The organism is Actinoplanes sp. CA-015351 (assembly GCF_050955685.1).
In the GTDB taxonomy this organism is placed as follows: Bacteria; Actinomycetota; Actinomycetes; order Mycobacteriales; family Micromonosporaceae; genus Actinoplanes.
Genome location: NZ_CP192102.1, coordinates 3,966,035 through 3,980,597 on the forward strand (window position 1 = coordinate 3,966,035; position 14,563 = coordinate 3,980,597).

At 69.8% G+C, this 14,563-nt stretch carries 14 protein-coding genes; 5 read left to right on the forward strand and 9 right to left on the reverse strand.

The window, feature by feature from the left end:
* The first annotated feature begins 104 nt into the window (after window positions 1-104).
* The 3 genes from ACQP2E_RS18110 to ACQP2E_RS18120 all read left to right on the forward strand — a co-directional run bounded on the left by ACQP2E_RS18110 (window position 105) and on the right by ACQP2E_RS18120 (window position 2,866).
* Window positions 105-1,376, forward strand: a complete 1,272-nt coding sequence (locus ACQP2E_RS18110) for a multidrug effflux MFS transporter (RefSeq protein WP_433833163.1) — start codon at window positions 105-107, stop codon at window positions 1,374-1,376.
* Window positions 1,377-1,550: 174 nt separating this feature from the next.
* Complete coding sequence (locus ACQP2E_RS18115) at window positions 1,551-2,222, forward strand: hypothetical protein (protein WP_433833165.1); 672 nt, start codon at window positions 1,551-1,553, stop codon at window positions 2,220-2,222.
* Window positions 2,219-2,866, forward strand: coding sequence for a class I SAM-dependent methyltransferase (locus tag ACQP2E_RS18120; RefSeq protein ID WP_433833167.1), 648 nt, complete (start codon window positions 2,219-2,221; stop codon window positions 2,864-2,866). Before ACQP2E_RS18115 ends, ACQP2E_RS18120 begins: the two co-directional genes overlap by 4 nt.
* A gap of 10 nt (window positions 2,867-2,876) precedes the next feature.
* Here ACQP2E_RS18120 and ACQP2E_RS18125 read toward each other — a convergent pair whose 3' ends face one another.
* Window positions 2,877-5,012, reverse strand: a complete 2,136-nt coding sequence (locus tag ACQP2E_RS18125) for a HelD family protein (RefSeq protein WP_433833169.1) — start codon at window positions 5,010-5,012, stop codon at window positions 2,877-2,879.
* Between the two features lie 381 nt (window positions 5,013-5,393).
* Between ACQP2E_RS18125 and ACQP2E_RS18130 the strand changes: the two genes are divergently transcribed.
* A complete protein-coding gene (locus ACQP2E_RS18130) occupies window positions 5,394-6,491 on the forward strand; it encodes a DUF2855 family protein (protein WP_433833171.1) in 1,098 nt (365 codons plus the stop codon).
* Here the strand turns inward: ACQP2E_RS18130 and ACQP2E_RS18135 are convergent.
* The 3 genes from ACQP2E_RS18135 to ACQP2E_RS18145 all read right to left on the reverse strand — a co-directional run bounded on the left by ACQP2E_RS18135 (window position 6,472) and on the right by ACQP2E_RS18145 (window position 7,689).
* A complete protein-coding gene (locus tag ACQP2E_RS18135; RefSeq protein WP_433833173.1) occupies window positions 6,472-7,116 on the reverse strand; it encodes an AbfB domain-containing protein in 645 nt (214 codons plus the stop codon). The two genes, ACQP2E_RS18130 and ACQP2E_RS18135, sit on opposite strands and share 20 nt — an antisense overlap.
* 68 nt (window positions 7,117-7,184) lie before the next feature.
* Window positions 7,185-7,397, reverse strand: a complete 213-nt coding sequence (locus ACQP2E_RS18140; protein ID WP_433833175.1) for a hypothetical protein — start codon at window positions 7,395-7,397, stop codon at window positions 7,185-7,187.
* Window positions 7,398-7,464: 67 nt separating this feature from the next.
* Complete coding sequence (locus ACQP2E_RS18145) at window positions 7,465-7,689, reverse strand: hypothetical protein (RefSeq protein WP_433833177.1); 225 nt, start codon at window positions 7,687-7,689, stop codon at window positions 7,465-7,467.
* Between the two features lie 173 nt (window positions 7,690-7,862).
* Between ACQP2E_RS18145 and ACQP2E_RS18150 the strand changes: the two genes are divergently transcribed.
* Window positions 7,863-8,324 (forward strand): ATP-binding protein, encoded by a 462-nt coding sequence (locus ACQP2E_RS18150; protein ID WP_433833179.1) that lies wholly within the window; start codon window positions 7,863-7,865, stop codon window positions 8,322-8,324.
* Between the two features lie 284 nt (window positions 8,325-8,608).
* Here ACQP2E_RS18150 and infA read toward each other — a convergent pair whose 3' ends face one another.
* From infA to ACQP2E_RS18175, 5 genes are all read right to left on the reverse strand, one after another.
* Window positions 8,609-8,833: a translation initiation factor IF-1 gene (infA, locus tag ACQP2E_RS18155; protein ID WP_433833181.1), complete on the reverse strand. Its 225-nt coding sequence runs from the start codon at window positions 8,831-8,833 to the stop codon at window positions 8,609-8,611.
* A complete protein-coding gene (locus ACQP2E_RS18160; RefSeq protein WP_433833183.1) occupies window positions 8,830-9,555 on the reverse strand; it encodes a GNAT family N-acetyltransferase in 726 nt (241 codons plus the stop codon). The genes infA and ACQP2E_RS18160 overlap by 4 nt, the downstream gene beginning before the upstream one ends.
* 202 nt (window positions 9,556-9,757) lie before the next feature.
* A complete protein-coding gene (locus tag ACQP2E_RS18165) occupies window positions 9,758-11,242 on the reverse strand; it encodes a nickel/cobalt transporter (protein ID WP_433833185.1) in 1,485 nt (494 codons plus the stop codon).
* Complete coding sequence (locus tag ACQP2E_RS18170; protein WP_433833187.1) at window positions 11,239-12,537, reverse strand: hypothetical protein; 1,299 nt, start codon at window positions 12,535-12,537, stop codon at window positions 11,239-11,241. The genes ACQP2E_RS18165 and ACQP2E_RS18170 overlap by 4 nt, the downstream gene beginning before the upstream one ends.
* A 62-nt stretch (window positions 12,538-12,599) precedes the next feature.
* Entirely contained in the window at window positions 12,600-14,306 is a 1,707-nt protein-coding gene (locus ACQP2E_RS18175) for a DUF4331 domain-containing protein (RefSeq protein ID WP_433833189.1), read from the reverse strand.
* Window positions 14,307-14,563: the final 257 nt, after the last annotated feature.

The following is a 14,563-nucleotide window of genomic DNA, read 5'->3' on the forward strand; positions in this document are numbered from 1 at the left end:
AGTGAATTACCAGCTGGTGGGCGGTTGCACCCGATCGTGTGTGACCGCCGACACCAATCGGGCGGCGGCGGAAGAACCCCGCAACGGGGCAACTTGTCGAAGGCGTGGCTCAGATTCAAACCGTGACACCGACCGGCTCGCCCGGCGACCTGCTCCCGGCGGGGCGCCGTTTCCGGATCGTTCTCGTACTCGGCCTGCTCACCGCGCTCGGGCCGCTCACCATCGACATGTACCTCCCGTCGCTGCCCACCATCACCGACGACCTGCAGACCACCGCGGCGGCCGTGCAGCTCACGCTGACCGGAACGCTCGTCGGCCTGGCGTTCGGCCAGCTGCTCGTCGGCCCGCTCTCCGACGCGGTCGGCCGCCGCCTGCCGCTGCTCGCCGGCATCGCCGTGCACGTGCTCGCGTCGATCCTGTGCGTGATCGCGCCCAACCTGGCGCTGCTCGGCGCGCTGCGGGTCCTGCAGGGCCTGGGCGCCGCCGCGGCCGCCGTGGTGGCGATGGCGATCGTGCGTGACCTGTTCGACGGGATGGCCGCGGCCCGGCTGTTCTCCCGGCTGATGCTTGTCGTCGGCGTGGCCCCGATCCTGGCCCCGACCATCGGCGGCCTGGTCCTGGGCTGGACGTCCTGGCGCGGCGTGTTCGTGGTCCTGACCGCGGTCGGCGTCGCGATCATGGTGGCGTCCGCGGTGGTGCTGCCCGAGACGCTGCCGGTCACCCGCCGCCGCAACGGCGGGTTTGCCGGAACGCTGCGTGACTACGGCAGGCTCTTCACCGACCGGGTCTACGTCGGCCTGATCCTGGTGGCGGGGCTGGCGATGGCCGCGCTTTTCGCGTACGTCAGCGGCTCTTCCTATGTTTTCCAGGACGGGTACGGCATGAGCGAGCAGCAGTTCGCGTTCGTCTTCGCCGGTGGAGCGGTCGGCCTGATCGGTGCCACCCAGTTCAACGTGCGGCTGCTCCGCTGGTTCACACCGCAGCAGATCATGGCGGGTTCGCTGGTGGCGGGCCTGTTCTTCGGCCTGGTGCTGCTGGTCCTGGCCGCGACGGACACGGGCGGCCTGGTCGGGATCCTGATCCCGCTGTGGCTGGTGCTGACAACGGTGGGACTGGCGATGCCGAACGCTCCGGCGCTGGCCCTGTCCCGCCACGGCGAGGCGGCGGGCACGGCGGCGGCACTGCTCGGCGCCGTGCAGTTCGGCGTGGGAGCGCTGGCCGCACCGCTGGTCGGCGTGCTGGGCGTCGGCGCGGTAGCGATGGCGATCGTGGTGTTCGGCGGCATGCTGGCCGCCACGGTGGTGTGTTTCCTGGTGGTCCGCCCCCATCAGCTCGAGTTCGACGACTCGTTGCCGGCGGTGGCCGTAGCCCACTGACCCGCGAGAAGTTCACCGTTCACCCGGCCGGCTCGTGCTCAGGGTCGCGCGGCGGCCGAGACAGCGACCGTGAGCGCAAGCCGGCCGAGACAGCGACCGTGAGCGCAAGCCGGCCGGATCGGCGCTGTATTGACAGCGCTTGATTTCATCGGTGCGGGGAAGGGAGCGCGGGGCATGCTGGCACACGGGGAACAGGCCGGTCTGTCTCGCGCCCCCTTTCCGTGCCGGGTGCTGACCGGGGCGGGGGAGATCGGCGCGGCCAAACGGCTGCAGGGTGCGGCCTATGTGCGGCACGGGCACCTGGCGCCCGAAGCGCTGACCTCGGAGGGCTGGCTGCCCTGGCACGACCAGGTGGAACCCGGGCGGGTGCGGTGGTTCGGTGTGCATGACGCTGATGGCCTTCTCGCCGTCGCCCGGAAGATCGCCGGCACCGTCTCGTTGCCACCGGCCGCGCCGGCAGGGATCTCGCGGGATCGCCTCGTTGAGGTCTCCGGCGTCGCCAAGGCCGATCACGCGGATCGTGCCGCCACGCTGCATGTCTATCGGGGGATTTATCAGGACAGCGTCCGGCGCGGCGAGCAGATGTGGGTCATGAGTGTGATCCCGGCGCTGCGGGCCACCCTGGAGCGGGTCGCGCCCGGCGGGATCAGTTTCGGACAGCGTGCGGTTCGGGTGGCAGACGTTCATCCGCAGGTGGGTCCGGACGTCGTCGTTTATCCGGCGTGGGGGCTGGTCGACGGGTTCACCGCGAGGATCCGTGCGGCCGCGGACCGGGAATCCGATGCCGGCAGGCGCCGCTTCCTGCTCGGTGTCGCGGATTTCATGGATGACGGGATCGGCGGATGACGACCCTTGTCTGGGACCTTTACGCGCGGTGTTACGACGTCATCGCGGGGCTCAGCCCGTACCGGAAAATGGTCTTTGATCTTATGGATCTGGTTCCGGAGAGGCCTCGCAGGGTGCTGGACGCGGGGTGCGGTACCGGGAATCTGACCCTCGCTCTCAGCAGCAAAAGTCCTGGTGAGGCCGTTGCTGTCGACCTGTCGCCGGTGATGCTGGAGGTGTCGCGGCGGAAGAATCCCGATGTCGCTCACCTGCGCGCCGACCTTGACGGCGATCTTGCGGAATTGCCCGGCGAATTCGACGTCATCCTGTGCGGGAACGTTATTTACGCCCTTGCCGATCCCGCCCGGACCGTGGAACTGCTGAAAAAGCGGCTCGTACCCGGTGGATTGCTTCTCGTGACCACGCCGAGGGCCGGTGCCGGGGTGTTTCCGATCCTGGCGGAACACATCCGGGAGCGCGGGATCGTGTCGCTGTGGCGGGTCATCCTGCCGCTGCTCGTGGTCGGCGTGATCAATGCCCGGCTGCTGACCGCGTCAGCACACCACTTCCTGACCCGCGATCAGCTGCGCGAGGTGCTGGGGACTGATCGGATTCGGACTACCTATAGCGGGCAGGCGTGGCTCGCGGTGTATCAGGATTCTTAGTAGGGCCGGCTCAGGCGATGATCAGCTGGCCCAGCTCCTGCGTGCATCGGGTCAGCGCCACGTAGAGGCCGTTCCACCCGCGCGGCTCCGCGGCGATCCCCTCCGGGTCGATGAGCAGGGTGGCGTCCCACTCCAGGCCCTTCACCTGGGTCGCGGTGAGCACCGGGACGTCACCCAGGACCGCCTGAAGTTCGCCGATCCGGGCGGCAGGGGCGATGACGCCGACACTCCACCGGCTCCGCAGCTCCTGGGTGATGCCCGCTACCTCGTCGATCGTCACGGTCCGTTGCCACGGTTCGATCCCGGACGAGCGGACCGCCCGGGGCGGGGTGTTCCGGCTGCCGGCCTTCTCCAGAACCGGGCCGGTCAGCTCCATCACCTCGCGCGGCGTGCGATAGCAGATGGTCAGCTCGGCGGCGGTCCAGCGCTCGCCGAACGCCGCCCGCACGGCCTGCGCCCATGTGGTGTGCCGGTGCGCCGCCTCAGCCTGGTCGATGTCACCGACAGCGGTGATCGACCGGCTCGGGCAGCGCCGGAGCACCATCTGCCACTGCATCTCGGACAGCTCCTGCGCCTCGTCGACAACAACGTGGCCGTAGACCCAGTCGCGCCGGCCGCGCGCCTGGTCAGCGATGAACCCACCCAGCTTCTCGCCGGCAGCGACAGCGCCGGGCACGCCGGTGACAGCGCCGGGCACGCCGGTGACAGCGCCGGGCACGGCGGCGGCGCCGAGCAGGTCGGCGACCGCATCCAGCAGCGGGATGTCACTCGACGACCACGCGCCGCCCGCGTCACCCGCGACGGCGGAGATCTCGCCGGGCGACAGCGTGGGGGCGCAACCAGCAAGCAGCGCGGGATCGCTCAGCAGGTCACGCAGCGTCTGCCCGGCATCCCGGGTCGGCCACCAGGACTCGATGAACCGGGCGATCGGCTCGTTCTCCGCGATCCGCTCGCGCAGCTCGTCGATCTCCTCCTCGGACAGCAGCCCGTCGACGTCACTGCTGCTCGTGTGCGCCGCACCGGGCTTCGTGCCTCGGTCGAAGCGGGCCAGGATGTCCTCGTACCCATGCTCCATCTCCTCCAGCAGCGCGGCGCGCTGCTCGGCGACCGCTTCCGCCAGGAGTGAGTGGATCTGCTCGGTGAAAACCGAGCGAGCCCGATGGTACGCACGACCCGGCACCGCCGACGCCAGAGCCTGCGCGACAGTGGCGGCGGGGATGACGTAGAACTCGCCTTCCCATCGCAGCCTCAGATCCCGGGGCTGGGGGAGCAGCGCTTTTACGTAGCTCTCGATGGCTGGTTGCCACAACGCCCGGCCCTTGATCTCGGCGATCTCCCGGCTCTCGTCGCGGCTGGCCTGCACGCCGGGCAGCAGCGTGTCGCAGGTAGCCGCCACCACGGCCGTCTCGCCGAGCGCCGGCAGCACCTGGGCGATGTATTCGAGGAACCGTGGCGACGGGCCGAGCACCAGAACTGCCTGGTCAGCCATCTGCCGGTGGGTGAACAGCAGATAGGCGACCCGGTGCAGCGCCACCACCGTCTTGCCAGTGCCAGGGCCACCCTGGACGATCAGCGGCCCGCTCGCCCCGGCGCGGATGATGTCGTCCTGCTCGCGCTGAAGTGTGGAGATCGCCGTCGACATGCGACCGGTGCGCCTCTGGCCGAGCGCGGCGAGCAGCGCGCCCTCACCGACGAGCTCCGACGGGGCCGTGCCGTCCAGGGGCTCGTCGTCGACGCCGGCGACGACCGAACCGGTCGTGCGGATGTGCCGGCGGCGGGCCAGGCCCTGCGGGTCGATCGCCGTCGCGGTGTAGAACGGCCGGGCCGCCGGCGCGCGCCAGTCCAGCAGAAGGGGCTCGTCGCCCTGGTCCTCGTCCTGGATCCCGATCCGGCCCACGTGCCGCACGGTGCCGTCGAGCGCGTCCAAGCGGCCGAACACCAGGCCGTCCTGGGCTCGCAGCAACTCCTCGTGCTGGCGGCGCAGCATCCGGTGCCGGGCCCGTTCCAGAGCGTCGGAGACGTCGGTGTCCAATTCGGCGCGCAGGTGCTCGGCAAGCTGGTCGCGCCGCTGGATCGCCTGGTCGAGGAACTGCTGTTCCTCGGCGATCGCGTTCCCGATTCGGTCGTGATCAGAATTCCCGCGCATTGGCAAATCCTCGCCTCGGGTCGTGTCATATCCGCGGCAAGGCTAATGGCTGGTCGCTTTTTCGCCCCGATCATTCTCGTGGAAGAGATGGTTTTCTCACCGGCTTGCGATTTCGCCGCCCTTGCCATCTCTCCATGTGAAATCCATTCTTGACGGTACGGTCGTGATGTGGCCTGTCACCATCCAAAAGCGCATTCCCTGCCCAGCTGTCGCCTGTCCTCGCGACCAGGATTTTCTTCGGGTTCATATCCGCTCCACGCCGACGCGCCGGGTCCGGCTGTCGAGGCGTGTCGCATGAAGCCAGTCAAGCAGAGCCGCGCGTGGGATTTTGCACTCACCGTGCATCTTGTCTGGGCGGGATCGGCTGTCTAGCGTCGCAACATGCCTGAATTCTGGACGTTCGCCGTCGCTCGGGACGACCTCGGCCGGACCACCGTCGCCGAGACGAAGACACCGGTACTCGCGGAGGGCGAGGCGTTGCTGCGCGTCGACCGGGTCGGCCTCACCGCCAACAACGTGACGTACGCGGTCCTCGGCGAGGCGATGCGGTACTGGGAGTTCTTCCCCGGTTCGGCGTACGAAATCGGTCTTGAATGGGGTCTTCCGCCCGTGTGGGGCTTCGCCGAAGTGGCCGAGTCCACCGTCGAGGGGGTCGCGGCAGGGCAGCGGGTCTACGGCTATTTCCCGCCGGCCAGCCACCTCGTGGTGCGCCCGGAACGGGTCGACGAAACGGGGTTCCGCGACGGCGCGCCGCACCGGGCCGATCTGCCGTCGCCGTACAACGTGTACCGCTCGACGGTCGGTGACCCCGCCTACCGGGCCGGCCAGGAGGATCTGCTGGTGCTGTTCCGGCCGCTGTTCTTCACCTCGTTCATGCTCGCCGACCAGGTGGCCGACAACGGCTTCTACGACGCCGACCAGCTGATCCTGTCCTCCGCGTCGAGCAAGACGGCGTATGCGGCGGCGTTCGAACTGCATGGCCGCGGCCACCGCCTGATCGGCCTCACCTCACCCGGCAACGTGGCCTTCACGTCGGCGCTCGGGTGTTACGACCAGGTGCTGACCTACGACGAGGTCCCGGCCCTCGACCAGGTGCCGACCGTCTATCTCGACCTGTCCGGCTCACCGTCCACCCGCGAGGCGCTGCGTGCTCACTTCAACGACCATTTGGTACGGGACATCGCGGTCGGCCTGACCAACCAGATCCCGAACGCGGCGGCGGCCGGCGAGGTGTTCTTCGCCCCGGTACAGATGCGCAAACGCCGCCAGGACTGGGGCCGCGACGGCCTGGACCAGCGTTTCGCCGACGCGTGGCAGCGGTTCGCGGGCGCTGCGGAGCAGTGGGTCGACGTCCAGGCCGGCGCAGGCCCGTCGGATTTGCGCAACGCCTGGCTGGAGGTCTTCCACGGCCGCACATCCCCTCGGACCGGCCACGTCGTCCAGTTCGCCCGCGATCGCCTCAGGACCGCCGGACGGTGAACGTGCTGTCCGCGGTGAACTCGCCGGTGTCGCTGGGCTCGTCGATGTAGAACTCGGTGCCGCGCCGGTGCACCAGGTGGTCCGGATAGTTCTTCGAGCCCAGCCGGATGCTGCCGGCGACCTGTTCGTCCCGTGCGCAGAACGTGGCGTCGGCCGTGAACAGGTCCGATCCGTCGGTGTTGTCGAACCGCAGGCGGTAGTCGAAGTGGCGCAGGTACTTGCCGTTACTGGCGCGGAACGAGAAGCAGGTGTCGTCGGCCAGGCCCGGGACCACGGTGAACACCGCCTCGTCGCCGACGACCGCGGCGAGGTCACCGTCGACACCGAGATAGCCGCCGTCGATGCCGAGCGACCAGAAGCCGGCGCCGAATCTTTCCGGGGTGGGGCTCGGCGCCGCTTCGGTCACCGGTGATGCCGGAGCTATCGCGGCCGGAACGGCCGGTGACGGCTCGTCGGCGGGCGAACGCCCGAGCCAGAAGCCGACCGCCGCCACGACGACCACCAGGGCGATCACCACCAAGGCGAGCACGCCCGGATGAAGACCGCGGGATTTACCGACGTCGACACCACCTCGCCCGTAGACGGTGCTGGCGGGGCGTCGGTGGTCGCGGCCGGGGTCAGTCATTGATCTATTGTCCCTGGGTGCTGGTCCGCCCCGGGCGGGAGCCCGGCAGAGCGGGCAGCTGCGCCGGATCAGTGCAGCGCTGACCCGGCACACAGGCCGCCGGCGGCCGCCATGATCAACAGTGCGATGTATCCGGCCGTGGCCCAGGCACGGTGCCTGCGCATCCGCAGGCGGCTGGTCGTGATGACGGCGTCGATCCGGTACGGCGGCCACGGGTCGAGGGCCGGCTCGATGTGTTGCATCTGCCGGCGTAGTTCCAGGATCACCCAGGCGTCGTCCACACGATGTAGACGCCGGTCGCGGCATCCGAGGTTGCATCACACGAGCCGGAAAGCGAACAAAGATCCACTACACCGAGAAGTTCGACGGGTCGAGACAGATCGTCGAGGTGGGGCAGTGCGCGTGCGCACCCCGCGCGGCGAGGCTCTCGACGACGTCGATCAACTCGCGGCCCGGGCACGGTTTCACCAGCACCGCGCAGGCCCCGTGCTCGGCAGCGCCGCTGTGCACGCTCCACGCGCCCATGCCCGGCATCCCGATGTCGGTGAGCAGCACCGCCGGGGGAGATGCCACGATCATCTCCAGTGCCGCAATGCCGGAAAGGGTGGAACCGACCTAGCATGCGCCCTCCTGGACGGCGACAACCTCAGTTCTCGCCGAGCCGCACGGGAATTGGCAACTGTCATGCACCTGATCAGCGCTTCCCCGGGAGGGTTGTCGATCGTTACCGTCGTTACAGGCACGTGATGACCGGATGGGGGACAACGGCAGTGATCATTCTGCGGGCGAGCTTCGGGCGCGACGATCCGGTGTCGCCGCTGCGCCGCAGGGTGAAAACGATCCTCACCGAGCGGATCGACGCCGCGGCCGACGACGCGTGGATCGACGACGCGCTGGTCACGGTCAGCGAGCTGGTGCAGAACGTCGGCCAGCACACCGGCAGCGGCGGCGAGCTGGTCGTGTCCGCGACCCCGGACGGCGTCCTGATCGAGGTCACCGACGCCGCACCGGCCCCGCCACGCCTGCGCCAGCCGGACAGCCGCCACGCCGGCGGCCGAGGCCTGCTCCTGATCGACGCCATGTCACTCGCCTGGGGCACCCGCCACCGCGACGACAGCAAAACAGTCTGGGCCCTGATGCCCGCCCCGATCCTGCTGCTCACCGCTCCGGCTGCAGCTTCGGCTTCGGCTTCGGCTTCGGCCGGGTAAGCCGCGCATTCCCGCTTCTCGCCGTGAGAAGACCGATGTCGCTTGCGCTTCGCGCAGCGATTCAGATCGACCCCATGACTTTGGTACGCGGAAACGTAGCTGGACCACTTCGCACTCGGTTTCGAGAACGTGCCGGCGGACACCGGCCTGGCATACGGGTACGTCCGCCGCCGGTTCGGATATCCGGGCACCGAGAACGAGCGCCTGGGAGCCGTGGTGTCAGCTGCGATCCGCGCGGTCTGACGGGATGACGCCCACATTCGCGGGCGTCATCCCGTACCCCATCAGTTGCGGTGCCGGAAGAGAATGCGACCCCGGGTCAGGTCATAGGGACTGAGTTCGACCAGGACGCGGTCGAACGGCAGCACTTTGATGTAGTTCTTGCGCATCTTCCCGCTGATGTGCGCCAGAACGACGTGCCCGTTCTGGAGTTCCACCCGGAAATTGGCGTTGCGCAGGCACTCGATCACGGTGCCTTCGAGCTGGATGGAGCCGTCGGTGTTCGTCATCGCAGCACCAGTTCCAGGTTGCTTCCGGCGCGGCGGCCGCCAAGGCCTTCGACAAGGGCGAGCGCCGCCTTGTTGGACTGGTTCACCTCGGCGGATGCCGTGGTGACGCCGCGCTGGTGTGCCGCACCGAGCACGTCGGTGAGCAGCGCCCGGGCGATTCCCCGGCGGCGATGAGAGGCGCGGACCGCGACGAGGCCGATGCGTGGCTGCCGGGGCAGCGGAATGACCCGGATCAGGCCGACGTAAACGCCGGCGTGAACGGCCACCGCGTATCGCGACGGATCCAGCACCGACATCACCTCGGCCGGCATGTCGTGCCACCCGATCGTTGCTTCGACCTCGTCACGAATGATGCGATCCAGTTCCCGCAACGGCCCGGCCTCGGGCTCGCCGACGGCCAGAATGGTCACGCCGGGTGGTGCCCCGCCGCTCTGATCGGTGGGCACCACGTACTCCCACTCGCGGCGACGGGGACCGAAACCGAATCCCTCCCACCGGGTCAGCAGGTCGAGGTCCTGCTCGTCGACGACGGTGTAGAGCGGCTTCGGCAGATTCGCCAGCATGGCGCCGGCGATCTGGTCGAAAACGGTGTCGTGCCAGGCGTCGATGCTGACGAAGCTGCGCCCGTCGGGCCGCCGCGAAACCTCACCGCGACCGACCACCTGGTCGTCGCCGAGCGCGTGCCAATGCCGTTCCGAGACTTGTGTGATGACTGATGTCATGAGGTGTCGCCTTTCCGGAATGTGCTCCCGGGCGACACCTGTGTCAGTCGCCGAACCGTGACGACGGGGGGAGCACCCACATCGGTACAACGTTCACGGTGCTCACCTCCTCGACGACTGCCACGGCTACCGGGACGCTATCTTCGCCCGCGTTGCCCTGTCCACCGATTAATGCGACTCCAGGAGGCCACCAGCTCACTGGTCAGGCGAAGGCGCGGGCTCCGATGCCGAGGCCCACCACGACGACCAGGGCCGCGGTGGCGGTCGGTGTGAAGGCGGCTACCCGCCTGCCGAGCCGGGAGAGCCTGCTGCCCGCCCAGCCGCCGCTGGTGATCGCGCGGGCCAGGCGGTTCTGGACCACGACGAGCAGGAGTCCGATCGCGGTGAGCGTCGCGGCCATCCCGGCGCCGTAAGCGATCACCAGTGCCACCCCGAGCCCCGCGCGGCCGAGACCGATCGCACCGAGCAGCACGACCAGCGCCGACGGACTGGGCACCAGCCCACCGGCCAGACCGATCCCGGCCAGGTCAAGCCGCCGCCACACCCTTGTCCGCCGGGAATCCGCACCCGCCCGGCCGCGGAGACCATGCCCATGCTGATGCACATGGCCCGGCCCGTGTGAGTGGCCCGGCCCGTGCGAGTGGCTCGGCCCGTGTGAGTGGCCCGGCCCGTGTGCGTGGTTGCGAGCCGCGAGGTTGCGGCGGGCTGAGACGAGCATTCCTGCGCCTACCAGCACCACCAGCAGGCCACTCACGACGCCGAGCACGCTCAGCACCCGCTCACCGGCCAGCGCCGTCGACGTGCTCAGCACCAACCCCAGCGCCAGCACTCCCGCGGTATGCGCGAGCGTCACCGTGGCGCCCACCGTCACCGCGTCCCGGACACGCCCACGCCGGCCGGCGAAATAGGCGGCCATCACGGTCTTCCCGTGGCCGGGCAGGACCGCGTGCCCCGCGCCGAGCAGCAACGCCAGCAGGAACGCCAGCCCGACCACGGCCGGCGCCATCCGTTCGCCGACCACTTCCTCCACCCGGCTCTGCGCCGCACCCAGCCACTCCGGCCTGCCTCCGCCACTCACGCCGACAGCGCCGGCCGAGCCACTTGTCGAAGAACCCGCGGTGGTCCCGCTCGTCGTGATGGTCGCGCTACGCACGTCCAGGGCCGAGGAGAGCAGATCCCGTGGGTACGCCCGGAGCACCCCACTGACACTCTCGGACGGCAGTGGTGAACCGGTGAGACCTACCCCGTCCCCGACCGCTGTCATCTCCCGCCACCCGATCCGGTCGGTGCGATAGCTGTTGCCGATCCGCACGGTGGCCGGCGCTGCCAGCCCGGCCGGCGCGCTGAGCCGGCAGGTCAGCCGGCTGGTGTTCAGGCCGCCGGCGCCGGGCGTCAGCGCGTACCCCTGCCTGGAGACCGTCCAGGTCAGGCTCTGCCCGTCCACCGCGACCGTGAATCCGGCGGCCAGTCGTGCGCACTCGGCCCGCGGATCCGACGAGCCCTGCAGGGTGGGTATCTCGGCGGCATCGACCACCACCGACACGTCGATGCGGTCCGGGCGCAGGGTCAGGCCGGCATGTTGGTTGACCGAAAAGTTGCCGAGCGGGTGGGCCTGCGCCGGTGACGCCGGCCAGGCCAGGACACCCGCGGCCGTCGCGCATGCCAGGACAACGCCAAGCTTGATCATCGGATGCCTCCGGAGGTGTTCAGGCCGGCCAGCGCGCGGCGGGCGGTGGGTCCGTCGACCGGGGAGAAATACGGGTTGGTGGTCAGCGCACGCCCGATTTCGGTACGCGCGGCGGCCCGCTGCCCCAGGCTGAGCTGGATCATGCCGAGGTGATAGGCGTAGACGGCTGATGATGCGCCGCCGGCGACGGCGTGCCGGGCGTACCGCAGGGCTTCGGTGTCACGGCCCGCCGCGTGCAGTGACCAGGCGAGGGTGTCCGCGACGTCGGGGTGCCGGCGGCGCGACCACTCGGCGCGGGCGGCGGTGACCGCGTCGGCCGGGCGGTTCCGGGCGAGGGCGAGCGCCGCGGTGACGAGTCCGTCGGTGCCGCCGTTCGCGGTGAACAGCCGTTCCGTCGCGGCGGCCAGCTCCAGCTGGGTGCCGGCCTCGGTGTCCCGGCCGGCGAGGCGCAGCAGGTCGGCGTATTCGAGCAGCGTCGACGTCACCGGCAACCGGGCGGTGAGAGCGGCGTAGTCCACCAGCGCGCCGGCCACGTCACCCCGTGCGGCCTTGACCCGGGCCATTGCGTGCTGTGCGCCGTTCGCCGCGGGCTCAGCCGCTGTCGCCGCGGTGTATTCGGCGGTGGCGGTGTCCAGGTCGCCTTTGCTGAAGGCCAGGTCACCCAGCTGGGTACGGCAGAAGGCTATGTCGTGGGGGTCGACCGCGCCGTCCAAAGCCAGCCGCATCAGGTCGGTCGCCTCGGTCAGCAGGCCGCGCAGCTCCAGGTCGTAGGAGGCGCGGGTGAAGGCGGCCAGCCCCGGGCGCAGGTCGAGCATGCGTTGCACGGCGGCCGTCGCGCCGGGGGCGTCGCCGAGCTGGGTGAGGGCGTCGGCTCTCACCGCGTACCCAAGGGGGTCGAAGGTGTTGATCTTGAGGGCCTGTGCGGCGAGGTCGCGGGCCGCGGCGAAGTCGTGGCGGGCGTTGGCGAGGGCGCCCAGGACGACGAGGGCGTCGCTGTTGCCGTCGCGGCGCAGGGCGAGGGAGTTGCGGGCGGCCTGCTCGGCCTTGGAATAGAGGCCCGGGTCGGCGGTGATGCGGGCCTGTTCCAGGTATGCCGAGCCGAGCGCTACCCACGCGGGCCAATCGCCGGGTACGTCGGCCAGCCGCTGCTGGATGCGGGCGATCCGATCGAGGGGTGGCGACACGAGTTGCTCGGCGGGGAGTGTGGGGCGCGGCCGGTTCAGCACGGCCGCGACCGTGAGCAGGGTGGCCGCGAGCGCGGCGGCCAGTCCCAGGCGGACAAGGACTCGTCGCATGGATGACTCCTGGAGGAGAGGCGGGCGGCTGCGTCAGCCGGCGCAGCCGCCCGGGGATGCGGTCAGAAACGGAGCGTCGGGTCGTTGTCGCGTGACGGGCGAGGCGCCTGTGCGCGCCGCCACCGCAGGAGCAGGAACACACCTGCCGCGACGATGAGGATCGCGATGCCGGAAGCGCCTGTCGCGTAGGCGACGGGCACGGTGACCTGGGTGCCTTCCGGAGCGGCCGCGGTGTCGACGGATGTGTTGCCGGTGACGCCTTCTCCCTCACCGGCCGAACCGGGAGCGCCGGCAGCACCGGCGTCGCTGGACGACGGGCTCGGTAGCGCCGCGGCGGGCTGCTGACCACGGGTTTCGTTCACCGCGACGCCGTTGGGCAGCGCCACGTAGGGGAATGTCGTGGCGAAGTCCTGGTCGTTGGCGTCCACGCCGTCACCGGCGGCCAGGGCGTCGACCAGTTTGCCGGTCTGTGCCGCGCCGACCAGCGCCTGCAGTTCGATGTCGAGGACGTCGTCGGTGAGCCGCCGTCCGTTCGGGAAGCCCTGCAGGTCACCGGCGAGCACGCCGAGACGGTTGGGCTGCCCGGCCACCGGCACCGACAGGTTCAGCCGCAGCTCCTCGGCCGGGACGAACCGGGACGCCTTCACGTCCTTGTTGCTGAGCTGGGAGTTCAGGTCGGCTTTGATCGGCCCGTCGCCCTTGGTGGTGATGCCGGTCAGGAAGATCTCGGCCAGGTCGTTACGCGGGGTCTTCGGCGCCGGGATCTTGTAGATCGACTCGATGAGTTTCGGGACCTCGGGTTCGAGGACCCGCTTGACCAGCGCCGGCGTCCTGGCGTCCTGGCGGGGCGGGCTGGCGTTGAAGGCGTCCTTCAGCCCCGCCGGGACGATCACCTCGTTGATCAGCGGGTTGCCGAGCCGGGAGACCTGGACCTTGCCGCCGGATCCGGAGGTGGAGCCGCTGATGCGTACCCGGTCGCGCTCGGTCGTGGTCCAGACGCCGATCACCGGGTTACGGCCGGCGTCGCCCTGGAGCGCGACGTCCTTGAACGGCACCTGCAGGGCGATCGTGTTCACGTTGTAGCCGGCGACGGTGTCGTTCCCGGAGTCCGAGAGGTCGCCGCCGTAGAGCAGGTTGAAGACCTGAAGATCGAGGAAGAACGGGTCGTCGGCCTGGCCGGCGAAGACGTTCCAGCCGCCCGGCAGCGTCCTGGTGGCCTGGTCGCGCAGGGTCTGGTAATCCGGCATGGAGGCGGTGCCGACCCGCGACGGCGCGACCGGGGCATCCTGCACCCGGGTCTTGAAGGGCGCGCCGCCGAACGAGGACTCCAGGCTGTAGGTCTGTTTGAACAGCAGGTTCTCGTCGTCGAGCGAGGTGACCGGGCCGTTGTTGTAGAGGAACGTGCCGGTGCCGCGCTTGTCGATGTTCCGGAACTTCCACCGGAACTCGGCGTCGGGTCGCGCGTCACCGTCGCTGTCCACCTTGATGTGGTACGTCGCGTCGGTGGCGAACGGGTAGAAGTTCGGGCCGCCGTTCGGTTCGGAGAACGGCTGCCAGTTGGCGACGAAGGTGACGTATCCAGGGCGGTCCGGGCTGACGAACGCGTACAGGTCGGTGTTGTCGACCGCCGGGTCGGCGGCGATCAGTGGCGCTTCGCGGTGGCTGGACGCGGTCGCGGTCACCGGCCCGAGGGTGTACACCGAGCCGGCGAGCAGAGCGCCGATGCCGAGCGCCGCCAAGGCGCGCTGGCGGCGGGTTCTGGGACGCATGGTGGATCCTTCCGTGCCGAGGAATGACTCTCGGCACGGAATTCGCAAGGATCATTGTCCTGGATGGGTGTCTGTCACATCCACGACGCGGGGCAATCCGCGGGCACCGCGGCGCCGAACCGGATGGATGGGGTCATGTCGTCGTCCGGCCTCACACCCACTGCGGGTGTAGCCACACCCGCAGTGGGTGTGGCGTCGAAAAAGGATTACCGCCAGCCGGCCGCTGTCGAGTCGGGCGCGGTCAGGTCGGCGGCCAT